Genomic DNA, 24,153 nt, shown 5'->3' with positions numbered 1-24,153 from the left:
CATGCGGCACATGCAGCGAGGGCGACAGCGGCAGCAAAAACGGCCGCGACGCGCAAGGCCTCTCGCGCACTCACCGGCGTGCATAGGGTGAGGGGATGACTGCACCCACCATCGTCTGGTTCCGCGACGACCTGCGGATGGCCGACAACCCGGCCCTGCGTCACGCCGTCGACAGCGGCACACCCGTGCTGTGCGTGTACGTGCTCGACGAGGAGAGCGACGAGGTGCGTGCCCTCGGTGGTGCCGCCAAGTGGTGGCTGCACGGCAGTCTGACCTCGCTCGGGGCCGATCTCGCGGAAGCGGGCGCGTCGTTGCACCTGCGACGCGGGCGCGCCGAAGAGGTGATCCCCGCCCTCGTCGCCGAGACAGGGGCACAGGCCGTCGTGTGGAATCGCCGCTACGGGGCCGCGCGGGACATCGATGCTCGGCTCAAGTCGCGTCTGCGCGGTGACGGCCTCGAGGTGAGCAGCTTCGACGCCGCGTTGCTCGTCGAACCGTGGACTATGCAGACCGGTTCGGGCGGACCCTACGCGGTCTTCACGCCTTTCTGGCGCTCGGTGCAGAAGCGTCTGCAGGAGGACCCGCCGCGGCATCCGCTGGCCCGACCGAAGACCATCGACGGCTTCGACGGGGCGGGTGGCGATGCCGGCGACGCGCTCGACGACTGGGATCTGTTGCCGACTCATCCAGACTGGGCTGCCGGGTTGCGCGAGAACTGTGTGCCCGGTGAGAAGGACGCCCACGACAAGCTGCATGGCTTCCTCGCCGACGACGTCATCGACTATGTCGACGGTCGAGATCGACCGGGCGAGAGCGTGACCTCGGGTTTGTCACCGCATTTGCGCTGGGGCGAGATCAGCCCGCACCAGATTTGGGCAACCGCGAACCAGGCGCGCGACCGCCGCAACGCGGATGCCGTCGGAAGCTTCCTCCGCGAGGTCGGATGGCGGGAGTTCACCCATCACGTGCTCTACCATTTCCCGCGGCTGGCGACCGACAACTGGCGCTCGGAGTTCGATGCCTTCCCCTGGCCCGACCTCGATGAGGGTGCGCTGCAGGCATGGCAGCAGGGGCGCACGGGCATTCCGCTCGTCGATGCCGGCATGCGTGAGCTGTGGCACACGGGCACGATGCACAACCGGGTGCGGATGGTGACCGCATCCTTCTTGATCAAGAACCTGCTGATCGACTGGCGCCTGGGCGAACAGTGGTTCTGGGACACGCTCGTCGACGCCGACCCGGCGAACAACCCCTTCAACTGGCAATGGGTGGCGGGCTCCGGCGCCGATGCGACGCCGTACTTCCGCGTCTTCAACCCCGAACTCCAGGCGAAGAAGTTCGACCCGCACGGCGACTACATCCGCCGCTGGGTGCCGGAGTATGGCACGGACGACTACCCGGAGCCCCTCGTCGACCTCGCCGCGACCCGGCAGGCGGCCCTCGCCGCCTACGACGTCGTGAAGCACGCTCGCGCCGAGGCGCAGGGCGATTAGGCATTGAGCGACTGGTCGCTGAGCGACTAGGCGCTGACGCTGGCTAGGGCTCGCAGCAGCTGGTCGAGCGACGGCGCACCCGCAGCCCGAAAGCTCCCGGCGTCGCCTTCGATGACGAGCGTGGGCGTCGAGCGGATGTCGGCAGCCTCGGCCTCGTCGGTGTGCGAAGCCACATCGAGCTCCGTGACCTCGAGCCCGGGCACCAGTTCTTGCGCCTGGGCCACTGTCGCGCGAGCGGCGTGGCAGGGCGCACAGAAGGCGCTCGTGAACAGGGTGAGCTTCATGACCGGTGGAACGACGAATGCCGCACGGGTATTCCGTGCGGCATTCGTTGTGCTTTCTTTTGCGTCTGGCCTAGCGGCGACGGAACCGTTGGGCTGCCGGGCAGTCGAACGGGTCGCGGGCCGAGAGGCCGACACGGTTCAGGTAATCGATAACGATGGCGTAAGAGCGGGTCAGCGACGTCTCGGTGTAGAGGATGTCCTGATCGCGGCAGTGCTCCTTGACGATGGCACGCGCGGCAGCGAGGTGCGGGCGCGGCATGTTGGGGAACAGGTGGTGCTCGATCTGGAAGTTGAGGCCACCCATGAAGATATTCATGCCGGCGCCACCCTTGATGTTGCGCGAGGTGAGGACCTGCTTGCGCAGGAAGTCGAGCTTGACGCCCTCGGCGATCTGGGGCATGCCCTTGTGGTTCGGGGCGAACGAGGCACCCATGTAGACACCGAAGACGGCCATCTGCACGCCGATGAACGCGAATGCCATGCCGAGCGGCAATGCCCAGAAGATCACGGCGATGTAGGCCAGCATGCGGAAGGCGATCAAGCCCAGCTCGATGAAGCGGCCCTCGACCTTGCCCTTGGCGAAGAGCGTCTGCAGCGAACGGCCGTGCAGGTTGAGGCCCTCGAGCGTGAGGAGGGGGAAGAAGAGGTAACCCTGTTTGCGAGTGATGAGGGCGAGGAAGCCCGTGCGCTCGGCGGCATCCTTCTCCTGGAAGGAGATGGTGTCTTTCTCGATGTCAGGGTCTTTGCCGACCTGGTTGGGGTTGCCGTGGTGACGCGTGTGCTTCGTCATCCACCAGGCGTAGCTGATGCCGACGACTCCGGCGGCGAGGAAGCGGCCGAGCTTGTCGTTGGCGGGGCCCGACTCGAGCACCTGGCGGTGCGAGGCCTCGTGGGCGAGGAACGCGAACTGCGTGAGGATGATTCCGAGCGCGCCCGCGATGAGCAACTGATACCAGGTGTCACCCAGAAGGATGAACCCGGTCACGCAGCCGGCGAGAGCGACGGTGAGTGCGGCCATGACGGCAATGTAATAACCGCGGGTGCGGCGCAGGAGGCCTGCGTCACGCACCGTCTTGAGAAGAGAGGAGTAAGTGCTCGTCACGTTGGGGGCTGACGTGATGCGAGGGACGGTTGTGCGGACCGGTCCGAGGGTACTGCTGAGCGTCATAGGGGCTCCGGCGTCTTGATTTTCGACTTCCCAGCCGGATGCAATGAGCGTGCGCTCTTAGATATTTCGAACATAGGGGCGGCACCTGATGATTCGCCTCACATTTGTCATTTAACGTCGGAGTCCGTTCTGCCGGTGTGAGAAATATGTCGGAAACCTTGTTGCGCCGCAGCTTCATGAGCTACTGTGGGGTGTCAGTTGTTGTGTTGCGCATATGTATATCAAGTGGACGACTCCACCGGAGTCAGAAGCTTTTCGTCAGGAGCGATTAACTAACACCGCGACGAACGGTCCCGAAAGTCGGGGCCGGTCCCCTCACGAAAAGAGAATGTTATGTCCACTGGTACCGTCAAATGGTTCAACGCTGAAAAGGGCTTCGGATTCATTGCCCCCGACGACGGCTCGGCCGACGTCTTCGCGCACTACTCCGCCATCGCTTCGAGCGGCTACCGCTCGCTCGAAGAGAACCAGAAGGTTGAATTCGACACCGCTCAGGGCCCCAAGGGTCTCCAGGCTGAGAACATCCGCCCCCTCTAAATCTCCCTTCGGGATCAGGTAAGCGCCTCGGCGTGAACACCCCCGAAAGAAGAATCTTCGATTCTTCTCCCCATGAAGCCCCGGTCTTTCGGCCGGGGCTTCATGCTTTAACCCGGCGGCATTTTCACCGCGAACCGGCAGCGCCGGATGCCCGTCACACGGCAGGTCAAGGCCTTGACGCATCCGCTCGAATCCGTCGAAATGGATACACGATGAATGAACACGACGAACCCCTGCAGCTGCCGAACGATCGCAGCGACCGGCCCATCGAGGGATCGAGCCCGGCCGTCCTGGCGTTGACCCTGTCTGAAACAAGAGGCCAGCTCGCTGAGACGATGCGGGAAATACAAGACCGCCTCACACCGGACGCGCTTCGCGCCCGCGTGCGGGAGATCCTCTGGGAACGCCGCGTCGGCATCATCGCCGCCGCAGCCCTCGCAACTGCGACCATCGTGCTCGTCGTCACCGTGAAGAAAGGCCAGAACCGATGACCGACACCGCCAAGAAGACGACCCCCGAGAATGTTCCCGAGGGCGACGATGCCCCTCGCGACACCGGCAAGGACTCCCCCGCGAAGCTGAAGGGCCGTCACTGGGGTTACATCCTGAAGCGTGCGTTCCGACAGTTCACGCAGAACCAGGGCAGCGACATCAGCGCCGCCCTCACCTATTTCACCGTTCTGGCGATCTTCCCCGGCATCCTCGCCATGGTTTCCATTCTCGCGCTCATCGGGCGTGACGATGATGTGACGAGCCAACTGATCGCTTTCATGAACTCCTCCCTTCCCCAAGATACCGCCGAGACTCTGCGCGGACCCATCGAGAACCTCACCTCATCACCGGGTGCGGGATGGGCGCTCGTCATCGGTCTTGCGGGCGCGATCTGGTCGGCATCCGGTTATGTCAGCGCCTTCTCGCGTGGCCTGAACCGCATCTACGGCGTGAAAGAGGGCCGCCCGGTCTGGAAGCTGCGCCCCAAAATGCTGCTGGTCACGGTCATCGTGCTCGTGACGCTCGTCATCATGTCGTTGCTCATCATCGTCTCCGGCCCCATTGCCGAGGCCATCGGCAACTTCATCGGGCTGGGCGATGCCGCTCTGCTTACCTGGAACATCGTCAAGTGGCCCGTCACCGTTTTCCTCGCTGTGTTCCTGCTCGCCGTGCTCTATCACATGACCCCCAACGTGGCTCAGCCGCGATTCCGTTGGGTGAGCCCGGGCGCCATCTTCGGGCTGCTCGTCTGGGCGCTTGCGACCGTCGGATTCTTCTTCTACGCCGCCAACTTCAGCAACTATGACGCCACATATGGCTCGCTCGGTGGCGTCATCATCTTCCTGCTGTGGCTGTTCATCTCGAACAACGCTCTCGTCCTCGGCGCCCACGTCGATGCCGAGATCGAGCGGATGCGTGAACTGCGCGCCGGCATCGAAGCGGAATACGACCTGCAGCTCCCCGTCCACGACCGGGCACAGATCGACAAGTCGATCGATGCCGCGGCGAAGGATGTCCTCAAAGCGCGCGAGTTCCGGTTGTCTGAGGGCAACCCGGCACCGGGCTCCGACGGCGACACGAGTGGCGACTCACACAGCGACGAAGGCACGCGTCGTGATCGCGACACGCCGTCTAACCGGAAATAAGTCGACGCACACCCGGGCTTTTTTGAGGAATCTGACGTAGGCTGAGAGATGTCCTGTTGCCACACAATGGCGACGGGCCCGGGCCGGGGCGCCTCTACACTCATCTCCCTGGTTCCGTGTGCCGTTCTGATTTGCGCTGCAGATGAGGCGACCGTTGGGTCGTCGAGGCGCCGGAGGATCCAACTTTGGCAACAAGCTCTACACCGGAATCGTCGAAGCCCGACCGCACGCTCGTCGACTCCTCTGCTCCCGAGGTGCCCGCAGCCTCGCTGAGTGACTCGGCACACTCCTTGCCCACCCGCCGCAGTCGGCGTGCCGCATCCGCGGCCCCGGCAGCATCGGCCCCGGCAGCATCGGCCCCGGCAGCATCGGCCCCGGCTGAGCCCACGCAGCTTCCCGCAGCAAACGCTCCGAGTCTGCGCACGCCGACCACCATCGTGGTCGAAGAAGGTGCACCCGCACGCCCCCTGACCCGACGCGAGTTGCGTGAGCAGCGCCTGCGCGAGCAGGCCGAGATCGTCGCCGCGGCCGACGCTATCGATGTCAGCGCCATCGAGGTCAGCGACACCGAGGTCAGCGACACCGACGAAGTTTCGTCCGACGAAGGCGAGACCGTCACGGTCAGCGTCGAGGTTGCCTCGGCCCCCGAGCAGTCGACCGCCGCACCCGCCACGTCCTCGATCACCATCCCGGCGGTTCACAACACCTCCGACGAGGGCGCGAGCGTTGTGCCCGGTGCACCGGCCTCCCCGCGAGCAGCATCCGTCGCCGCGGCGCCGATCGGTGCGGCAGTTGCCGATGACCGTGCCCCTGCCGCAGCGGGCCAAAGCCCCCGGCCCGTGTTCACGCTTCCCGGGGGCGAAGACTCGCGCCCCGTGGCATCCGCTCGGTTCGATAACGCCGACCGTGCGCCCAAGCCCGTGGCCGCCGCCATTTTGCCCGCATCGACCGGTGGTCACTCCGACCTTCCCGGCGCTTCGACCCGCAAGGGTTTGCGCGAACGACTGCGGTCGACTCGGTCCACCTTCGCCGTCGCGCTCGTCATCCCCGGACTCGTGGGAACATTCGCACTTCCCGCTTACGCTCTGGCACCCACCGCGACCGGCACCGTCGACGCCATCGGCCAGCCCATCACCCGCACCGTTGACGGCCAGTCGCTGACCGTGGCACAGACGGTGGCCCAGGCCGACCTCGCCCGTGACACCTACGACGCCACGTCGAAGGCCGACCTGTCCACGGCCCAGCGCGCAGCCGGCTTCGCCTTCGCATCGGGTGGCGCTCTCAGCGACTACACCGCACCCTCCGAGACCGGATGGTGGCGCCCCGCGCCCGGCGCGATCACCTCGCCCTACGGCCCGCGCTCGCTCATCTGCAACGGCGTCGGCTGCTCGAACAGCTTCCACGAGGGCATCGACTTCGGCGGTGCATGCGGAACACCGCTCAAGGCTGCGTCCGACGGCGTCGTGACATTCGTCGGCAACGCCGGAGCCTACGGCAACCGCGTCATCATCAAACACAACGAGGTCGAAGAGACGATCTACGGCCACCTGCTGAGCGGTTCTTTCCAGGTAGCCGTCGGTGACGTGGTCAAGGGTGGCCAATACATCGCCGACATCGGTGCCACGGGTGTCGTCAGCGGGTGCCACCTCGACCTCAAGGTGCAGATCAACGGCGAGCACGTCGACCCCGCGATCTTCCTGCGCAGCAAGGGCGTCACCGTCTAAATTGACTCCGCGAGATTGACTCCGCGAGGGTTTCCCAGCGAGGGTTTCCCAGCGAGGTTCACCCAGCGAGGTCCACCCAGCGACGATCGCCCTGCAACACGCATTTACGAAGAAGCCCGGCCCACCTGAGTGAGCCGGGCTTCTTCGCGTGGCACCGGCTCAGCGGCGGCGGCGTGAAGCGTCGAGCCAGTAATTGCTGAAGCCCGCGTCCTCGGGGTTGACGTTGGTGCCGGGGGCGACGATCTCGTCGATGCGGTCGAGGGTGGCGTCGTCGAGTTCGACGGATGCGGCATCCAGTTGCGATTCGAGTTGCTCGAGCGTGCGGGGGCCGATGATGGCACTCGTAACACCCGGGTGGCGCAGCACGAACGCCAGGGCGAGGTGCACGAGCGGGATGCCGAGGTCGTCGGCCAGGGCACCGAACTTGTCGGCCGCCTCGAACTTGGCGGCAATCGCCGGGTTGCTGAGGTCGTAGCGGTTGGGGTCGCGGTCACTGCGGTGGGTGGTGGGCAGGTCGCGGCCCGCGCGGAACTTGCCGCTCAGCCATCCGCCGGCGAGGGGGCTCCAGACGAGCGTGCCCATGCCGTGGCGATGCGTGGTGGGCAGGAGGTCGGCCTCGATGCCACGGGTCAGCAGCGAGTAGGGCGGCTGCTCGGTGACGAAGCGGGCAGTGTGATTCTGGCGGGCGGCCCACTGAGCCTCGACCACCTGTGACGGCTGGAAGGTGGAGGAGCCGATGTAGCGGATCTTGCCCTGGCGCACGAGATCGTCGAGCGCACCCAGCGTCTCTTCGATGTCGGTGTGCTCATCGGGCCGGTGCATTTGGTAGAGGTCGATGTAGTCGGTGCCGAGGCGCTGGAGCGAGTCTTCGACCGCACGGATGACCCAGCGACGCGACCCACCCCGATAGTTGGGTTGCTGCTTCATACCGTTGAAGAATTTGGTGGCGAGGACGATGTCGTCGCGACGGCCGGACTGCGCGATCGCCTTGCCCACGATCTCTTCGGACTCGCCGTAAGCGTAGATGTCGGCGGTGTCGATGAAGTTGATACCGGCGTCGATCGCGCGGTGGATGACCCGGATGGAGTCGTCGTGGTCTTTATTGCCCCAGTCGCCGAACATCATGGTGCCGAGGCACAGGCGGCTGACCTCGACGCCCGTGCGGCCGAGGGTTGTGGTGGGTTGGTTGGCGGATTCTGTGACGGTCTGCTCTGACATGCGCCCCACCCTACGCTTCGCGGGTGACCGACCGGATGGGGTGGCGCGAAACGCTAACGAGGGCTACGCCACAGCGGGGTGCGCGATGAGGACGCAGCTGACGTCAGGCCGCGGCGTAGCGCTCGTCGAGCACGTAGCCGCTGTCGTGAATGACGGGGAGCACGAGGGTGGGCGGCATCTCGGTGCGGGCGAGCTCGCGCTCGGAGGCTGTGTAGTCCTCCCAGGCGCCGGCGTCGTAGGTGGTGTCGGTGCCTGCGCCCGTGCTTGCACCTGCACCTGCACCTACGGCAGCCGTCGTCTGCGCCGGGACGACCGTCGAGGCGGAGTCGGCTCCGCGCGTGAGGCGCTTGACGAGTGGCACGACGGCCTGCAGGCCGATGACGATCCACACGGCGTTCACGGCGGCCGAGGGCCACGCCTGGCTGACCGTCGCACTGACGCAGAGCAGCGCCGCACCCGCGATGTTGAGGGACTGGAACGTGGCCGACGTGGAGGTCAGTTTGCCGAACGTCAGGAGGGCGTAAGCCGTGACGGTGCCGAGCGCGCCGAGCCAGCCGGCGAGGGTGAGGAAGAGCGAGGAATCCACGTGCGGGTGCAACTTTCGGGAACGACGATCACCGCGTCAGCGGTGAGGTGTGAAGGGGTATGAGGCAATCATCCGTCACTCGACGCCTAAGCACAAATAACGAATCCTGATGCGATGCATTAGATTTGCTTACTGTGGACATGGACCCGAAGCGCCTCTCGTTTTTGCTCGCCGTCGCCCGATACGGGAGCATCCTGGCGGCCGCCGATTCGCTGCACCTGACCGCATCCGCCGTGTCGCAGCAGGTGAGCCGGCTCGAGAAGGAGGAAGGCGTCGAGCTGCTCGAGCGCGGGCCCCGGGGTGTCGGCCTGACGCCGGCCGGCCGCATCCTGGTCGAGGCCGCCGAGAACATCGAGCGGGAACTGGCTGATGCACGCAGCCGGCTCTCAGAGGCCCAGCACGGCGTGACCGGACGCGTGGTCATCGGGGCGTTCCAAACGGTCGTCTCCGGCTTCCTGGTGCCCATTCTCGACCACCTGCACGAGGCTCTGCCCGGCCTCGAGCTCAGCATCGCGGATGCCACAAGTGCGAGGCTTCCTCGAATGCTGCGCACCGGCGAGGCCGACCTCATCATCGTCGACCGGGACCTGGCCGACACGGGCCACACGCCAGCCCACACCGCCGATGTGCCGCTGCTGGACGAACCGTGGCGGCTCGTCGTCCCCCGGGGCTCGACGTTCGACCTGAGCGGCGCGGGGCTCGAGAAGCTGCCGTGGCTCGGGGTGGCGCCCGGCGGGGCATCAGAACTGCCCGTCGAACGCGCGAAGGCCGCGCTCGGCATCACTCCCCCGGTCGTGCACCGCTACGAGGACTTCCAGGCGGCGCTGGCGCTCGTGCAGGGCGGTCTCGGCGTGACGCTGCTGCCTGCACTGACCGTGCGGCTGGGCGTGCCGGAGGGCCTCGATGTCATCGACCTGCCCGGGCTCGGCAGCCGTCACCTGACGATTCGGCATCGGTCGACGCGGCGCGAGCCCGGAGCGGGGACGCGGGCTGTCGTGACCGAGCTGGTGCGGGCGGCCGGCGAGTTGGACGTTCTCGGGAGCGGCGACTGAGGAGCTGAGTGAGGCGGCGAGGGGTTAAACGAAAGCGGCCCGCCGAAGCGAGCCGTTTCGATCTGTCTCAACCAGATCTGTGGATGTGAATCCTGTGCGCCCGGAGGGATTCGAACCCCCAACCTTCTGATCCGTAGTCAGATGCTCTATCCGTTGAGCTACGGGCGCATGGCTTGTTCTCTCGGAGTTTGTGCTCTTCAAGGCCGAAGATGAGCCTACACGAAGCTGGCGGGCGGCGCCAATCGGGGCCGGACGAGCGCGATTCGCCGAGGATCGGAACAGCGAAATTCGTGCGTACGAACAGTATGCATTCGGCGGTATACGGCCGAAAACCGCCGTAAACTCGCGGGGTGAACGACTCCGTTGTGCCACCCGAGGCACACTCCCCCAGCTCAGCCGACCTGCGCCGATGGCGACGATACCTCGCCGACGAGCGGGCCGAGGCGGCCACCTACCGCGACCTCGCCGAGCGCCGAGAGGGTCAGGAGCGCGACATCCTGCTGGCCCTGGCCGACGCCGAAGGCCGCCACGAGGCGCACTGGCTCGAATTGCTCGGCGAGCGCGAGGGCAAGCCCGCGCGCACCGACCTCCGCACCCGCATCCTGGGCACGCTCGCGCGGCGCTTCGGCTCGATTTTCGTGCTCGCGCTCGTTCAGCGGGCCGAGGGTCGCTCACCGTACGCCGACGACACCGACGCGACCGTGGCCATGGCGGCGGATGAGCGCATCCACGGCGAGGTCGTGCGGGGCCTGGCAGCTCGGGGCCGCAGTCAGCTGTCGGGCACGTTCCGCGCCGCGGTCTTCGGCGCCAACGACGGGCTCGTCTCGAACATGGCGCTCGTGGTGGGAATCAGCGCGACGGGTGTGCCCACTCCACTGGTGCTCGCCTCGGGCGTGGCTGGTCTCCTCGCCGGGGCCCTGTCGATGGGCGCGGGCGAATACGTGTCGGTCTCGTCGCAACGCGAGCTCTTGTCGGCATCCACCCCCGACCCTGAGGCGCGCACGGTTCTGCCGCACCTCGACGTCGACGCCAACGAACTGGCGCTGGTCTACCGGGCCCGCGGCATGGAACAGCGCGCCGCCGAAGAGCACGCCCGCGAGATGATCTCGGGTGCCGAATGCGCGCACGGCGACGATCCGCACGTCTCGGCCTCGAATATGCCCGACGAATCCCGCGATGAACACGAAGCCATCGGGTCGGCGTGGGGAGCCGCGATCTCGAGCTTCCTCTTCTTCGCCTCGGGCGCGATCATCCCGATCATCCCCTACCTCTTCGGCATGGGCGGGCTGCCCGCACTCGTCGTCGCCGCTGTCCTCGTCGGGCTCGCCCTGCTGGTCACGGGTGCGACCGTCGGCGTGTTGTCAGGGGCGTCCCCTCTCAAACGGGCATTGCGACAGCTGGCCATCGGCTACGGCGCCGCGATTGCGACGTACCTGCTCGGCCTGCTGTTCGGAACGTCGGTCGCCTAGCTCAGTCGGGCGCGAACAATCTGACACCGTTCAGGCCGCGCGCGTCCGTCCACGCGCGGCCGCGGCGCTTTAGCCCCAGAGCTGCTGAGTGGCCCGGCGCGCCCCTTCCGAAAGCGTCTCGAGCTTCGCCCACGCGATCTGCGGATGGATGCGCCCACCCAGGCCGCAGTCGGTCGACGCGATGACCCGCTCGCGCCCGACCGCCGCGGCAAAACGCCCGATGCGCTGCGCCACCAGGTCGGGGTGCTCGACCACATTCGTTGCGTGGCTCACGACACCGGGGATGAGCACCTTGCCGTCGGGCACGACGACATCGCCCCACACGGTCCACTCGTGCTCGTGCCGCACGTTTCCGGCCTCGAACGAGTAGCCGCCCGCGTTGATCTCGAGCATGAGGTCGACGATGTGCTTCAGCTCGATGTCGGTCGTGTGCGGGCCATGCCAGCTGCCCCAACACAGGTGGAAGCGGATGCGGTCCTCGGGCAACCCGCGGATGGCGTGATTCAACGCCTCGACCCGGATGCGGGTGAACGCGCGGTAGTCCTCGACGGACGGTTCGGGGCTGATCTGGTCCCAGTTCTGGCGATCGAGGGGTCGTCGATCTGCAGGATGAGGCCCGCGTCGATGATGGCACGGTACTCCTCGCGCAGCACCTCGGCCCATGCCCACACATGCTCCTCGTCGGTCGCGTAGTGGTGGTTCGCGACGCGCGCACCACTGCCGGGCGAGAGGGCCGTCAGGAAACCGTCGGCGATGCCCGCCGCGTCGAGCGCGCGTCGGAGGTTCGAGGCATCCGAAGCGACCTGCTCCTGACCCACATAGCGCAGCGGGCCCGTGGTCGACGGGAACGCCGTGGCACCCGAACCGGTCGAGATGCCGGATGTCGGGTCGGTGTACGCGTCGTGAAAACGCACCCAGTCGCGGCGATCGGGGAAGGATGTGAGCCGGACATCGCCCGGGGATGAGCGCACGGGCTGCTGGCTGAAGATGTTCTCGTCGGTGAGCGTGAGTCCGGCCACGCGCTGGAACGAGTACGACCACCAGGCGCCGTAGTCGACCGCGCTCGTCATCGCTTTGCCGAACTCGCCGTCGTTGGGCTGGCTGATGCCCGCTGCGGCCTGGCGGGCCACCACATCGTCGACCGCACCCGCGAGCTGCTGCTCGAATTCAGGCGTCGACACGAGCGTGAAACCGTCGTCGGCGAACTCGCGTGCCTCGTTCGCCGCGATGAGCTCGGGGGTGCGCGGCAGCGAACCCGCGTGGCTGGTCTGGATGAAATCGTCGTTCAGCAAGGGCACGGTGGCCTCCTCGATCGTCGTTCGAATGCCGGGGCTGGTTGCCGCCGACCGCGCGCGAGGCTTCGCATGATGCGCATCACTGCCGCCCAGTTTTCCACGTCGCGGCACCGAAGCGGCAATGTTTCCTCGTGTTTCCAGCCGGACAGGGCATCATGGGTAAGCACAGGCCACCGCCTCTGCAGACGAACTGCACGCCCACCGCATCCCCAGCGGTCGTGCGGCACGGAGAAAGGGAGCCGACCCATGCCACTCGTGGACAACGGCGTATACATCGCCGGCAAGCGCACCGAGAACCCCGCCAGCCTGGACGAGACATTCGAGGCCATGCGATCGCAGAACGGCATGGCCTGGATCGGCTTGTACCGCCCCGACGCCGAAGAGGTGCAGGCCGTCGCGGCCGAATTCGGGTTGCACCACCTCTCCGTGGAGGACGCGCTGTCGGGCCATCAGCGGTCCAAACTCGAGCGCTATGACGACACGCTCTTCGTCGTGCTGCGACCCGCACGCTACCTCGACGCCGAGGAAGAGGTCGAGTTCGGCGAACTGCACATCTTCGTGGGGCCCGACTTCGTGGTCACCATCCGTCACGCCGAATCGCCCAACCTGGCCCGCGTGCGCAACCGCATGGAGGCGAACCCCGCGCTGCTCGCGCTCGGGCCCGAAGCGGTGCTCTATGCCATCCTCGACGAGGTCGTGGACGAGTATGCGCCCGTCATCGCGGGCCTCGAGAACGACATCGACGAGATCGAGGATCAGCTCTTCGGCACCAACGAAGACGTCGCGCAGCGCATCTACGAGCTGTCGCGAGAGGTGATCAAGTTTCAGCGGGCCGTGCACCCGCTGACCGCGATCATCGAGGCGCTGCTGCGCGGGTCGGCCAAGTACCAGGTGGATGTCGAACTGCAGCGTTCACTGCGCGACGTGCTCGACCACACCATCCGTGTCGTCGAACGTACAGACGGCTTCCGAGCGCTGCTCGACAACGCGCTCACCACGCACTCGACCCTCGTTGCGCAACGCCAGAACGACGAGATGCGGCGGATGACCGAGACCAGCCTCGCCCAGAACGAAGAGGTCAAGCGCATCTCGGCGTGGGCCGCCATCCTCTTCGCGCCCACGCTCATCGGCGCCATTTACGGCATGAACTTCGACAACATGCCCGAACTGCACTGGGAGTTCGGCTACCCCATGGCAATCGGGCTCATGGTGCTGAGCGGCATCGGGTTGTACGTGGCATTCAAGTTCAGGAAGTGGTTGTAGCGGGGTACGGGACCGGTCGTATGCTCGCTAGGTGAGCGATACGACGGTGACAAGCGGGCAAGGATCGGCGTCGGACGACGACGCGAGCAAGGAGACGTCGGGCGGGAGCATCCGCACGGTCGTGATCGCGTTCGTGGCGAACCTGCTGGTGGCGGTTGCGAAGACGATCGCTGCTTTCGTGACAGGGTCGGCGTCGATGGTGGCCGAATCGGCGCACTCGTGGGCGGATGCGGGCAACGAGATCTTCCTGCTCATAGCCGAACGTCGCTCGGTGAAGAAGATCGACGGCAGCCATCCGCGCGGGTATGGCCGCGAGGCCTATGTGTGGTCGCTGTTCGCCGCGGTCGGGTTGTTCACGGCGGGCGCCGTCGTCTCGATTCAGCACGGCATCCAGGAGCTGTCGAACCCCGAGGAATCCTCGGACCAGATCGTCGCCTACATTGTGCTCGCGATCGCCTTCGTGCTCGAGGGGTTCTCCTTCGTGCAGTCCTATCTGCAGGCGAAGAAAACTGCCGAGGCGCGCGGGATGGGCACGTTGCACCACGTGTTGGGCACGTCGAACACCACGTTGCGTGCCGTCTTCGCCGAGGACGCCGCGGCGCTGATCGGACTCGTCATCGCCTTCTTCGGCGTGTTCCTGCACCAGATAACGGGCAACGCCGTATTCGACGCGGTCGGTTCGATCCTCGTGGGCGTTCTGCTCGCCATCGTGGCGCTCGTGCTCATCGACCGCAACCGCCGGTTCCTGGTGGGCGAGCCGGCCTCGGCGGATGTGCGGCGGCGCATCGTGGGGCTGTTGCTCGAACGCGACGACGTCGAACGCGTCACCTACCTACACCTCGAGTTCGTGGGGCCCGAGCGATTCTTCCTCGTGGCATCGATCGACCTGACCGGGAACGACCGTGAGGTGGATGTCGCTCGCGAGTTGCGCCGCATCGCCACCGATCTGGAGCAGAGCCCGTACATCGCGGATGCCGTGCTGACGCTGTCGACACCGGACGAAACGTCACTGACGGCGTAGGCGAACCGGCGGGAGGCACGCCGTTTGAATGTGCGGAAACGACGGGAGGCACGCCGTTTCAATATGCGGAGACGGCGGGATTTGAACCCGCGGTCCCCGTGAGGGGACTCCACCTTAGCAGGGTGGTGCACTCGGCCGGACTATGCGACGTCTCCAATGCGGCCGACTGGCGGACGCACGTCTGCAATCATAACGGGTGCCGGGGCGCGAACCCAATCCGGGCCGGCGACGAGTTGTCGCGGCATCCGTTCGACTGTCGTTAGTTGTTGCCTTTGGAGCAGGTGCGGTCTTCGGCGGTCTGGCCGAGCACGTTCTCGGGCAGGGCCACGGCGCCCCCGGAGGTGGCGGGCGGAGCGGTCGCGCCGGCGTCGAGTGGGGGCGTCGACGGGGTTTCGACGGGTGCTGGGGTTTCGACGGGCGCGGGGGTTTCGGCGGCGCCGGGAGCGTTGGGGTCGAGCTCGGAGCCGACGCCCGTGCCACCGGTCAGCGAGATGGGCTGGTCGTTCTGGATGGCCTGGAAGAGGGCGTTGGCGGACGATTTGATCGGCAGCACACCGCTCTGACCGCCGGACTCACCGATGCCGTTGGGGTATTGCACGAACACGATCTGGTCGAACGGGATGTCTTTCAGCGCGAGCGCGATCGAGACCATGTTGTTGAGGTTGTTGAGGTGGTTCGACAGCGTCATATTGCTGGCCGCGGCCTTCGCGATGCCGAACAGCTTGGTCGGGTCGGACAGCGTGTTGCCGTCTTTCAGCGTGCGCACGAGCGCCGAGAGGAAGACCTGCTGGTTGCTGATGCGGCCGAGGTCGGATCCGTCGCCGACGCCGTGCCGGGTGCGCAGGAACTGCAGAGCTTCGAGGCCTTGGAGGTTGTGCGTGCCGGCGGCGAGGTCAAGGCCCGTGTAGGGGTCTTTGATGGGCGATCCGACGCAGACATCCACGCCGCCGACCGCATTCGACAGCTCGATGACGCCGTTGAATTGCACCTCGGCGGCGAACGGGATGCTGAGACCGGTCAGTTTCTCGACCGTGAGCACCGTGCAGGGCAGGCCGCCGTAGCTGAGGGTGGTGTTGATCTTCTGCGAGCTCATTGCACCGTAGGTGCCGCCGTCGGGGTTGGGGCACGCGGGGATCGGCACGAAGAGGTCACGAGGGAAGCTCACGACGGTGGCGCTGCTGTGGTCTTCCGAGATGTGCAGCAGCATGGTGACGTCGTTGAGGGTGGCCGTCTCTTTCTCGGGATCGCCGAACATGGCGTCCTGTCCCTGGCGACTGTCGCTGCCGACGAGCAGCAGGTTCACGCCGCCCTCGATGGCGTCGATATCGGGCATCTGCACGCCCGGCGTCTCGTTGGCCAGGGTGACCGAGGGCTGGATGCTGGACACCACGCTCCAGGCCGCGATCGCGGCGACCGAGCCGCCGCTCACGAGCAGAACGGCCAGGGCGGCAGCCAAGAACTTGAGCACGGCGCCGACGGGGCTGTAGCGCTTGAGACGCCCGTGGCGCGCGATCGTGGGAACACGGGCAGCGCGGCGAGGACGACGTCCCAGATCGCTCACAAATGTTCCCCTCGTTGCGCTGACCCTGCGGTTGGTGCGGTTGGTGCAAGCACTTCTGCGGAGGGCGTGGGATTCGAACCCACGAGACATTTCTGCCCACTGGTTTTCAAGACCAGCTCCATCGGCCGCTCGGACAGCCCTCCCAGCCGCGCAAAACCTCGCCCGACCTCGGATGATTCTATCTGATGGACTGTTTCGGACTCGTCACATCGGTGCGGGGCGGGTTGAACGTCAGTCGCGCGCGCCCGGCAGCGACAGCAGCACATCGGCCAGGCCGTCGTCGTCGACCGCACCCGTGACCTCGGTGGCGACCTCTTTCACCTCGTCGGGAGCCTGCCCCATTGCGACCGCGCGGCCGCCGGCCGAACCCGCCCAGGTGAGCATTTCGATATCGTTGCGGCCGTCACCGGCCACGAGCACACGGGATGCCGGAACGCCCACCCAGTCGCGCACGCGCTGCAGAGCCGTGGATTTGTTCACCCCGAGCGGCGCGATGTCGAGCCACGCCGTCCATCCGATCGAATAGGTGACCTGGTGCAGGCCCATGCTCTCGACGATCTTCAGGAACTCCTGCTCGCCGTGCTCGGGCGACACGACGACGACGCGCGTGACCGGGTCGTGCAGCAGACGCTCGAACGGAACCATCTCGGCGTTGTCGAGGTTCCAATCGACCATGCCCTGGGTGTAGCGACGGAAACCGTCGGGGTATTCGACCATGTAGCGGCCGTCGTCGAGCGAGCTGGCGATGGTCTTCAACACGTCGCTCGGGTCGAACGTCTCGATGAGGTGTCGGCGATAACCGTCGGCCTCGTCATCGTCGCGTTTCATGACCAAGGCACCGTTGGCGCACACCACGTAGTCGGGGTGGATGCCGAGGGTCTCGAGCACGGGCGCCGTGGTCTCCCAGCTGCGCCCCGTCGCGAGCATGATCTCGTGGCCCGCGTCTGTTGCACGCGCGACGGCGTGCTTCACGGCATCCGTGCACGTGCCGTCTTCGTGCAGCACCGTGCCGTCGACGTCGAGTGCGACGAGCCAGCGCGTGGATTCGGTATCGCTCACGCGTTCACCGGCAGAGCCACCTCGAGGCCACCCAGGTAGGGGCGCAGCACCTCGGGGATGAAGACCGAGCCGTCGGCGCGCTGGTGCGTCTCGAGCAGGGCGACGATCCAGCGTGTCGTGGCGAGCGTGCCGTTGAGCGTGGCCGCGGGCGTGGTCTTGCCGTCTTCGCCGCGGAAACGCGTGCTCAGGCGACGCGCCTGGTAAGTGGTGCAGTTGGAGGTGGAGGTGAGCTCGCGGTAGGCACCCTGCGTGGGCACCCAGGCCTCGACGTCGAACTTGCGCGCCGCGCTCGAGCCGAGGTCGCCAGCCGCCGTGTCGATCACGCGGTAGCTGAGGCCCAGGTCGCGCAGCATGCCCTCTTGCCAACCGAGCAGGCGCTGGTGCTCCTCTTCGGCGTCTTCAGGGCGCGTGTAGACGAACATCTCGAGCTTGTTGAACTGGTGCACGCGGATGATTCCGCGGGTGTCCTTGCCGTAGGAACCCGCCTCTTTGCGGTAGCACGTGGACCATCCGGCATAACGCAGCGGACCCTTTTCGAGGTCGATGATCTCGTCGGAGTGGTAGCCGGCCATGGCCACCTCGCTCGTGCCCGTGAGGTAGAGGTCTTCGTCTTCGAGGTGGTAGACCTCATCGGCGTGCGAGCCGAGGAAGCCCGTGCCCGCCATGATCTCGGGCCGCACGAGCGTGGGCGTGATGAGCGGCGTGAAACCGGCGTTGAGGGCGCGGTCGAGGCCGAGGCTCATGAGCGCGATCTCGAGGCGGGCACCGATGCCGCTGAGGAAGTAGAAGCGCGAACCGCTGACCTTGGTGCCGCGCGCCATGTCGATGGCGCCGAGCATTTCGCCGATCTCGAGGTGGTCGCGCACGGGGAAGTCGAACTCTGGCTTGTCGCCGACCTCGCGCAGCGTGACGAAGTCGTCTTCGCCACCCTCCGGCACACCGTCGACGATGAGGTTCTGGATGCTGCCGGCGAGGCGCACGAACTCGGCCTCGCTCTCGTTGGCGAGCTGCTGCGCCTCTTTCACCTTGTCGGCCAGACCCTTTGCCTCGGCGACGAGCACGGCCTTCTCCTCTTTCGGGGCCTTGGCCACGAGCTTGCCGAACGCGTTCTGCTCGGCACGCAACTCTTCGTAGGCCGAGATGGCGGCGCGGCGAGAGCTGTCGGCGGCGAGGGCTTCGTCGACGACGGAGACGGAGGCGCCCCTCGCCTTCTGCGAGCGCCGGAAGAGGTCGGGTTGGTCGCGGAGGAGCACTGGATCGATCACCCGCCAAGTCTATCGACCGAACGCTTATGCCCAGGCGTGCCCGCTGATGTGTGCCGCAATCATCCTCACGGCCGAGGGCGGATCGCACGCCGTACCGTAGCGTGGGCTGCATGACCATCGAGGCGGCAGGACCTGACGGCGCGGCACGCGAAACTCCGCGCCAGATCGACGACCTACGGCGCGCCGAAAGCGCCGAGGCAGACACCCCGACGAAGACGCGCCGCGCGGCTGTCGTCTACAACCCCGTCAAGGTGCGTGTGGCCGATCTGCGGGCACTCATCGAGCCTGCCGCGGCCGAGGCCGGGTGGGCCGAGACGCAGTGGGTCGAGACGAGCATCGAAGATCCGGGCGAGGGCGTCACAAGCGAGCTGGCGCGGTCGGGCATCGACATGGTTTTCGCGGCCGGAGGAGACGGCACGGTGCGATCGGTTGCGCAGGGGTTGCGCGACTCAGGGGCCTCGCTCGCCATCATCCCGAGCGGCACGGGCAATCTGCTGGCTCGGAACCTCAACCTGCCTCTGTCGGATGTGCCGGCCTCGGTCGCCATCGCTTTTCAGGGCGCCGACCGCAAGATCGACCTCGGCATCGTCACGATCGGGCGCGAAGACGGCCCCGACGAGGAACACGCCTTCCTCGTGATGGCTGGCATGGGCATCGACGCCACCATCATGGCGAACACGAATCCTGCGTTGAAGAAGGCCGTCGGATGGCTCGCCTACGTCGATGCGGGCATGCGCGCCCTGCCCAAGGCCCGCCCCTTCAAGATCCGCTATCAGCTGCGCGGGCGTCATGAGCACACGGCGCACGTCTCGACCATCCTGTTCGGAAATTGCGGAACGCTGCCCGGCAATATCGAGCTGCTGCCCGACGCCGTGGTCGACGACGGTCTGCTCGACATCGCCTTCCTGCAGCCCAAGGGTGTGTTCGGGTGGGTGCAGGTGTGGCGCAAGGTGCGGTGGGAGAACAGCGCGCTGGCGAAATCGTCGCTCGGGCGCACGATCGTGAAGGCCACCGACAACGGTGGGCCCAAGATGGTGACCTATCTGCGGTCGGAGTCGACGACCATCGTGCTCGAGGAACCGCAGGAGATCGAGCTCGACGGCGACGAGTTCGGGCGGGCGACGCGCGCGCGGTTCTCGACCGACGCGGGCGCTTTGCTCGTGCGGGTGCCGGCGGTCTAGGCGCGGCGTTCGGTGCCCTTCGGGCGACCCGAGTAGCGCGTCGCCGCGAAGAGGACGCTTGCCACGACGATGCCGAGACCCGCCATGAGAAGCATGGCCGAGTGTTCGAAGTAGGGGCGGCGGTCGAAGCCCCAGTAGAAACCCCCGGGCCCGGGATTCGAGCTGATGAGCACGCGCTCCTCAGCATCTGTGTAGGCATTCATCTGCGAGATGTCTTCGCCGTTGTAGGGAGAGACGGTCACCGAACCGGGCACCAATCCGGTGCGGATGGCCTCGGACAAACGGCTCGTGCGCAACTCGACGACGCCGCGCAACGTGGGATCGACGCCATCCGCGAGCACGATGGATGCCTCGACGTCGGCGATGCGGTCGGTGGCTGTGATGACGACTGTGCCGAGTCCTGCAACCGTGACGAGCGCCCCGAGGACGAAGAGGGCCCATACGCGCACGGACGGCTTCATGTCGCGAACGCGGCGCCCGGTTTCGCGAACTCCCATCAGCGGCCGCGCGAGCTGGCAGACGGCCCCGGCTGATCGAACGGGACGAACGTGCCTGCGGCCCCGTTCCAGGCGTCGTCATCGTCGAGGGCGAAATCAGCATCGAGTGCGGCGTCGTCGGTCGCGTCGACGAGAAGTGGGCGCGCAGCCAGCCAGCTCGCAGCCACGAAGAACAGCGCACCCATGAGCGTGGCGCCTCCGACGATGACGAGGGTGGGGCCGAGGATCCAGGCCACCTGCACGCCGGTGTAGTCGATCGGTTGATCGCCTGAAGATTGCGAGCCTGCCAGGGGGCTGTACATCATGAAGAGCGACCACCGGGTGAGTGAGACGCCAGCGATCGTCAGGGCGCTGCCAGCCGCGAACAGCACATAGAGCCAGGGGTTGCGCCACGGTGAGATGCGGCGTCGGGTCGAGGTCGGCGTGCTGGCGGCACCGGTGTGCGCTTCGGCCTCGACGCTCGTTGTCGCGGGCGCTGAAGCGGCCAGTGCACCGCCGCCGGCCGGGCGCCCGAGAAGGGGAGCGTGCGCCGCAGTGGCGCCGCCGCCGGTCAGCACCTCCGCCGACGAGGATGTGGATGCCGATGAGGCGGTACTGTCGGCCGCTGCGTAGGGAGAGAGGCGGGCCGCTTCCTCGGGCGGCATACCGATCAACGAGCGGGCCTCGGTTCGGTGGCCGGGGAGTTCGCGCGCCGCGGCTCCCCCACGCGCTCGTCGGCGCTCGCCGAGGCCCGACCCCGTCGATGGGGACGAGCTGGGCCGGGACGACGTGGGTGCGGATGACGACCCCGACGGGCCTCGGGAACGACCGGGTGCGTAGGGCGACGTGCGCGAAGCATCCTGCACACCGTCGGCCTGCGGAAAACCGCGCTGGAACTCGGGGGCGAAGCGGGGGTCGAACGAGGCGTCGTCGCTCATCGGGCGGTCCTCACGGTCGGGCGGTCACCGGGGTGACCGTGTGGTCTGGCGGCGACAGGGTGTCACCCGGCGGCCTCACCGCTCAGGGGTATCGTACGGTTCGCCCGAGATGAGCGCACGCAACCAGTCGCGCGCCTCGATGAAGACGGCGTCGGAATAACGGTTGTCGTAGGCGTTGGGAACGCGGTCGGCGCGCGGATAGGAGCCGAGGAACCTCACCTCGGGGCTGAATCGCCGAACACCCAGCAGGGCGTCGGCGACGCGCTCATCGAGGATGTGCCCGTCGGCGTCGATGACGAAACGGTAGCGCCCGAGCTCGTCGCCGACCGGCCGCGATTCGAGCAGGCTCATGTTGACCCCGCGCGTGGAGAACTGCTCGAGCAACTCGAGCAACGCGCCGGCGCGATCGACGGGGAGCTCGGCGATGAGGCTCGTCTTGTCGGCGCCGGTGGGCTGGGGAAGAGCGCCCGGGCGACTGACGAGCACGAAGCGCGTGACGGCGTTCTTGTTGTCGCCGATATCGCGGGCGAGCACGTCGAGGTCGTAGTGCTCGACGATTCCGGGAGGCGCGATGGCGGCATGGCCGGGGCGCAGGGGTTCGTCGAACAGATCGGCCGCGGCCGCGACGTTACTCGACGCGGGGATGTGCGCGTGGTCGGGCACCGCGGCATCGAGCCATTTGCGGCATTGCGCATAGGCCACCGGATGCCCGTTCACGACCGTGACCTCGTCGAGCGTCGTGCCCGGCCGCGCCACGAGTACGAAGTTGACCGAGACGAGGTATTCGCCGACGATGCGCAGATCAGGGAGCGTGGCGAGGGCGTCTTGCGCGACCGAGACGCCGCCGTCGACCGAGTTCTCGATAGCGATCATGGCGGCGTCGCTGCGGCCCGCGATCACGTCTCCGAGCGCCTCGCCCACGTTGTTCACGGTGCGCCATGTCTGGCCGACCGCCTCGGGCACTTGCGCCAGGGCGGCCTCGGTGAACGTTCCGCGCGGGCCCAGGAAGCTGTAGGTGCGTTCGGGGGCGGATGCGGCGGCTTCAGACATAGAGGAAGCGTATCGGCTCGCGGCACCCCGTCGACGTACCACTTCTTCTGCACAAGCACCGATCTGCGAATCTCTCCACAGGCGCGTCAAGGGCTGTCAGGGCGTCGCCGTCCGGTGCCAGAATGGGCACATGACGACGCGAGCAGGAACCCCAGCACAAGAGTCCGACCTCATCGATGTCGAGGCGCTCATCCAGGCCTATTACGACCTCAAACCGGATGTCTCCGAGCCCGAGCAGAGGGTCGTCTTCGGCACTTCTGGCCACCGTGGTTCGTCGCTCAAGACCGCGTTCAACGAAGACCACATCGCGGCCACCACCCAGGCCATCGTCGAATACCGCGCCAGCCAGGGCATCACCGGGCCGCTCTTCCTCGGGGCCGACACTCACGCCCTCAGCGCCCCCGCCCGCACGACGGCGCTCGAGGTGCTCGTGGCCAACGAGGTGCGCGTGCTCGTCGACGAGTTCGACGACTTCGTTCCCACGCCGGCGCTCAGCCACGCCATCCTGCGATACAACAATGCGGGCAACGACGATGAGGCCGACGGCATCGTCGTGACGCCGAGCCACAACCCGCCCGCCGACGGCGGTTTCAAGTACAACCCCCCGCACGGCGGCCCGGCCGACAGCGACGCTACGAGCTGGATCGCGAACCGCGCAAACGAGCTCATCGAGGGCGGCATGGTCGAGGTCAAGATGGCCGAGCCGAGCGCCGTCGAGACCTATGACTTCCGCGGCCATTACGTCGACGACCTCGAGAACATCATCGATGTCGCGGCCATCAAGAAGGCCGGCGTGCGCATCGGCGCCGACCCGCTGGGTGGCGCGAGCGTGCACTACTGGCAAGCCATCGCCGAGCGCTACGAGCTCGACCTCACCGTGGTCAACCCCGATGTCGACCCCACGTGGCGCTTCATGACGCTCGACTGGGACGAGAAGATCCGCATGGACCCGTCGAGCCCCTCGGCCATGGCATCGGTTCTGGCCCACAAAGACGAGTACGACGTGCTCACGGGCAACGACGCCGACGCCGACCGGCACGGCATCGTCACGCCCGACGGTGGCCTCATGAACCCCAACCACTACCTGGCCGTCGCCATCGACTACCTCTACCAGCACCGTGACGGGTGGAAGAGCGACGCGGCCATCGGCAAGACGCTCGTCTCGTCGAGCATCATCGACAAGGTCGCCGAATCGCTCGGACGACGCCTCTGGGAGGTGCCCGTGGGCTTCAAGTGGTTCGTGCCAGGACTCGTCGACGGTTCGGTCGGCTTCGGTGGCGAAGAGAGTGCGGGCGCGAGCTTCCTGCGCTTCGACGGCACCGTCTGGACGACCGACAAAGATGGCATCCTGCTCGCGCTGCTGGCCAGCGAGATCATCGCCGTCACGGGTAAAACGCCGTCTCAGCTCTACACCGAGCTCACCGAAAAATTCGGTGACCCCGTCTACCAGCGTGTCGACGCCGCCGCCTCGAAGGCTCAGAAAGCCAAGCTGGGCAAGCTCGACGGCGACGCCATCACGGCGACCGAGTTGGCGGGCGACGCGATCACGGCCAAGCTCACGCACGCGCCCGGCAACGACGCAGCCGTCGGCGGCCTCAAGGTCGTCACCGACAAGGCGTGGTTCGCGGCGCGACCCTCCGGCACCGAAGACGTGTACAAGATCTATGCCGAGTCGTTCGTCGGCGAAGACCACCTGCGTCAGGTGCAAGAAGAAGCCAAAAAGATCGTCGACGCGGCCATCGCGGAGTAGACGACGCACACGAAGTCAGGCGCACGGGCCTGCGGTCAGCCCCGGCTGGTCGCGGGCCCGGTTGCTTGGCCGGGCCGGCGCACTGCAGAACCAGGCGTTCGGCTAGACCGAACGCTCAAAGATCAGG

At 66.7% G+C, this 24,153-nt stretch carries 21 protein-coding genes, 3 tRNA genes and 1 pseudogene; 11 read left to right on the top strand and 14 right to left on the bottom strand.

Annotation, left to right across the window (positions count from 1 at the left end; translation table 11 throughout):
• The first annotated feature begins 95 nt into the window (after positions 1 to 95).
• A complete protein-coding gene (locus ACZ6IE_RS02775) occupies positions 96 to 1,493 on the top strand; it encodes a cryptochrome/photolyase family protein (protein ID WP_464606681.1) in 1,398 nt (465 codons plus the stop codon).
• Between the two features lie 26 nt (positions 1,494 to 1,519).
• Here ACZ6IE_RS02775 and ACZ6IE_RS02770 read toward each other — a convergent pair whose 3' ends face one another.
• Both ACZ6IE_RS02770 and ACZ6IE_RS02765 read right to left on the bottom strand, forming a co-directional pair.
• Positions 1,520 to 1,777 carry a glutaredoxin family protein gene (locus ACZ6IE_RS02770; protein ID WP_464606680.1) on the bottom strand — a complete coding sequence of 86 codons (258 nt, stop codon included), beginning with the start codon at positions 1,775 to 1,777 and terminating at the stop codon, positions 1,520 to 1,522.
• 70 nt (positions 1,778 to 1,847) lie between these two features.
• A complete protein-coding gene (locus tag ACZ6IE_RS02765; RefSeq protein WP_464606679.1) occupies positions 1,848 to 2,945 on the bottom strand; it encodes a fatty acid desaturase family protein in 1,098 nt (365 codons plus the stop codon).
• Positions 2,946 to 3,278: 333 nt separating this feature from the next.
• Between ACZ6IE_RS02765 and ACZ6IE_RS02760 the strand changes: the two genes are divergently transcribed.
• The 4 genes from ACZ6IE_RS02760 (at position 3,279) to ACZ6IE_RS02745 (ending at position 6,842) form a co-directional block, all read left to right on the top strand.
• The gene (locus tag ACZ6IE_RS02760; RefSeq protein WP_077054097.1) at positions 3,279 to 3,482 is read left to right on the top strand and encodes a cold-shock protein; all 204 of its coding nucleotides are present in this window, start codon (positions 3,279 to 3,281) and stop codon (positions 3,480 to 3,482) included.
• A gap of 212 nt (positions 3,483 to 3,694) precedes the next feature.
• The gene (locus tag ACZ6IE_RS02755; protein WP_464606678.1) at positions 3,695 to 3,973 is read left to right on the top strand and encodes a hypothetical protein; all 279 of its coding nucleotides are present in this window, start codon (positions 3,695 to 3,697) and stop codon (positions 3,971 to 3,973) included.
• Complete coding sequence (locus ACZ6IE_RS02750) at positions 3,970 to 5,118, top strand: YihY/virulence factor BrkB family protein (RefSeq protein ID WP_464606677.1); 1,149 nt, start codon at positions 3,970 to 3,972, stop codon at positions 5,116 to 5,118. The genes ACZ6IE_RS02755 and ACZ6IE_RS02750 overlap by 4 nt, the downstream gene beginning before the upstream one ends.
• Before the next feature lie 185 nt (positions 5,119 to 5,303).
• Positions 5,304 to 6,842, top strand: a complete 1,539-nt coding sequence (locus ACZ6IE_RS02745) for a M23 family metallopeptidase (protein WP_464606676.1) — start codon at positions 5,304 to 5,306, stop codon at positions 6,840 to 6,842.
• 159 nt (positions 6,843 to 7,001) lie between these two features.
• Here ACZ6IE_RS02745 and ACZ6IE_RS02740 read toward each other — a convergent pair whose 3' ends face one another.
• Both ACZ6IE_RS02740 and ACZ6IE_RS02735 read right to left on the bottom strand, forming a co-directional pair.
• Entirely contained in the window at positions 7,002 to 8,060 is a 1,059-nt protein-coding gene (locus tag ACZ6IE_RS02740; protein ID WP_464606675.1) for an aldo/keto reductase, read from the bottom strand.
• Between the two features lie 103 nt (positions 8,061 to 8,163).
• On the bottom strand, positions 8,164 to 8,646 hold the full coding sequence (locus ACZ6IE_RS02735; RefSeq protein ID WP_464606674.1) for a CBU_0592 family membrane protein: 483 nt from the start codon (positions 8,644 to 8,646) through the stop codon (positions 8,164 to 8,166).
• Between the two features lie 140 nt (positions 8,647 to 8,786).
• On the opposite strand from ACZ6IE_RS02735, the gene ACZ6IE_RS02730 reads away from it, so the two are divergent.
• Positions 8,787 to 9,698: a LysR family transcriptional regulator gene (locus ACZ6IE_RS02730; protein ID WP_079726858.1), complete on the top strand. Its 912-nt coding sequence runs from the start codon at positions 8,787 to 8,789 to the stop codon at positions 9,696 to 9,698.
• A 95-nt stretch (positions 9,699 to 9,793) separates the two neighbouring features.
• On the opposite strand, the gene ACZ6IE_RS02725 is transcribed toward ACZ6IE_RS02730, so the two are convergent.
• Positions 9,794 to 9,866: transfer RNA gene (locus ACZ6IE_RS02725), tRNA-Arg, on the bottom strand.
• A 182-nt stretch (positions 9,867 to 10,048) separates the two neighbouring features.
• Between ACZ6IE_RS02725 and ACZ6IE_RS02720 the strand changes: the two genes are divergently transcribed.
• On the top strand, positions 10,049 to 11,167 hold the full coding sequence (locus ACZ6IE_RS02720; protein WP_464606673.1) for a VIT1/CCC1 transporter family protein: 1,119 nt from the start codon (positions 10,049 to 10,051) through the stop codon (positions 11,165 to 11,167).
• Between the two features lie 69 nt (positions 11,168 to 11,236).
• Here the strand turns inward: ACZ6IE_RS02720 and ACZ6IE_RS02715 are convergent.
• A pseudogene (locus tag ACZ6IE_RS02715) lies at positions 11,237 to 12,465 on the bottom strand (cobalamin-independent methionine synthase II family protein).
• A 243-nt stretch (positions 12,466 to 12,708) separates the two neighbouring features.
• On the opposite strand from ACZ6IE_RS02715, the gene corA reads away from it, so the two are divergent.
• Entirely contained in the window at positions 12,709 to 13,725 is a 1,017-nt protein-coding gene (gene corA / locus ACZ6IE_RS02710; RefSeq protein ID WP_464606672.1) for a magnesium/cobalt transporter CorA, read from the top strand.
• 31 nt (positions 13,726 to 13,756) lie between these two features.
• Complete coding sequence (locus ACZ6IE_RS02705) at positions 13,757 to 14,746, top strand: cation diffusion facilitator family transporter (protein WP_464606671.1); 990 nt, start codon at positions 13,757 to 13,759, stop codon at positions 14,744 to 14,746.
• Positions 14,747 to 14,812: 66 nt separating this feature from the next.
• Here the strand turns inward: ACZ6IE_RS02705 and ACZ6IE_RS02700 are convergent.
• The 5 genes from ACZ6IE_RS02700 to serS form a co-directional block, all read right to left on the bottom strand.
• Positions 14,813 to 14,901: transfer RNA gene (locus tag ACZ6IE_RS02700), tRNA-Ser, on the bottom strand.
• Between the two features lie 104 nt (positions 14,902 to 15,005).
• Positions 15,006 to 16,307, bottom strand: coding sequence for an LCP family protein (locus ACZ6IE_RS02695; RefSeq protein WP_464606670.1), 1,302 nt, complete (start codon positions 16,305 to 16,307; stop codon positions 15,006 to 15,008).
• Between the two features lie 58 nt (positions 16,308 to 16,365).
• A tRNA-Ser gene (locus tag ACZ6IE_RS02690) sits at positions 16,366 to 16,450 on the bottom strand.
• 88 nt (positions 16,451 to 16,538) lie between these two features.
• Positions 16,539 to 17,366: an HAD family hydrolase gene (locus ACZ6IE_RS02685; protein ID WP_464606669.1), complete on the bottom strand. Its 828-nt coding sequence runs from the start codon at positions 17,364 to 17,366 to the stop codon at positions 16,539 to 16,541.
• Positions 17,363 to 18,631: a serine--tRNA ligase gene (gene serS / locus ACZ6IE_RS02680; RefSeq protein WP_464606668.1), complete on the bottom strand. Its 1,269-nt coding sequence runs from the start codon at positions 18,629 to 18,631 to the stop codon at positions 17,363 to 17,365. Before serS ends, ACZ6IE_RS02685 begins: the two co-directional genes overlap by 4 nt.
• Before the next feature lie 110 nt (positions 18,632 to 18,741).
• Here serS and ACZ6IE_RS02675 point away from each other — a divergent pair, with 110 nt between their 5' ends.
• Complete coding sequence (locus ACZ6IE_RS02675; protein WP_464606667.1) at positions 18,742 to 19,812, top strand: diacylglycerol/lipid kinase family protein; 1,071 nt, start codon at positions 18,742 to 18,744, stop codon at positions 19,810 to 19,812.
• Here ACZ6IE_RS02675 and ACZ6IE_RS02670 read toward each other — a convergent pair.
• The 3 genes from ACZ6IE_RS02670 to pheA all read right to left on the bottom strand — a co-directional run bounded on the left by ACZ6IE_RS02670 (position 19,809) and on the right by pheA (position 22,276).
• Entirely contained in the window at positions 19,809 to 20,273 is a 465-nt protein-coding gene (locus ACZ6IE_RS02670; RefSeq protein ID WP_464606666.1) for a hypothetical protein, read from the bottom strand. The two genes, ACZ6IE_RS02675 and ACZ6IE_RS02670, sit on opposite strands and share 4 nt — an antisense overlap.
• A gap of 35 nt (positions 20,274 to 20,308) precedes the next feature.
• Positions 20,309 to 21,226, bottom strand: a complete 918-nt coding sequence (locus ACZ6IE_RS02665; RefSeq protein ID WP_464606665.1) for a hypothetical protein — start codon at positions 21,224 to 21,226, stop codon at positions 20,309 to 20,311.
• Positions 21,227 to 21,301: 75 nt separating this feature from the next.
• Complete coding sequence (pheA, locus tag ACZ6IE_RS02660) at positions 21,302 to 22,276, bottom strand: prephenate dehydratase (RefSeq protein WP_464606664.1); 975 nt, start codon at positions 22,274 to 22,276, stop codon at positions 21,302 to 21,304.
• A 130-nt stretch (positions 22,277 to 22,406) separates the two neighbouring features.
• Here pheA and pgm point away from each other — a divergent pair, with 130 nt between their 5' ends.
• Positions 22,407 to 24,026 (top strand): phosphoglucomutase (alpha-D-glucose-1,6-bisphosphate-dependent), encoded by a 1,620-nt coding sequence (gene pgm / locus ACZ6IE_RS02655; protein WP_464606663.1) that lies wholly within the window; start codon positions 22,407 to 22,409, stop codon positions 24,024 to 24,026.
• The last annotated feature ends 127 nt before the right edge of the window (positions 24,027 to 24,153 follow it).

This window comes from Okibacterium sp. AC114 (genome assembly GCF_979253355.1).
Note: the sequence above shows the minus strand (reverse complement) of the source record. Positions and strands in the feature narration are given on the sequence as shown.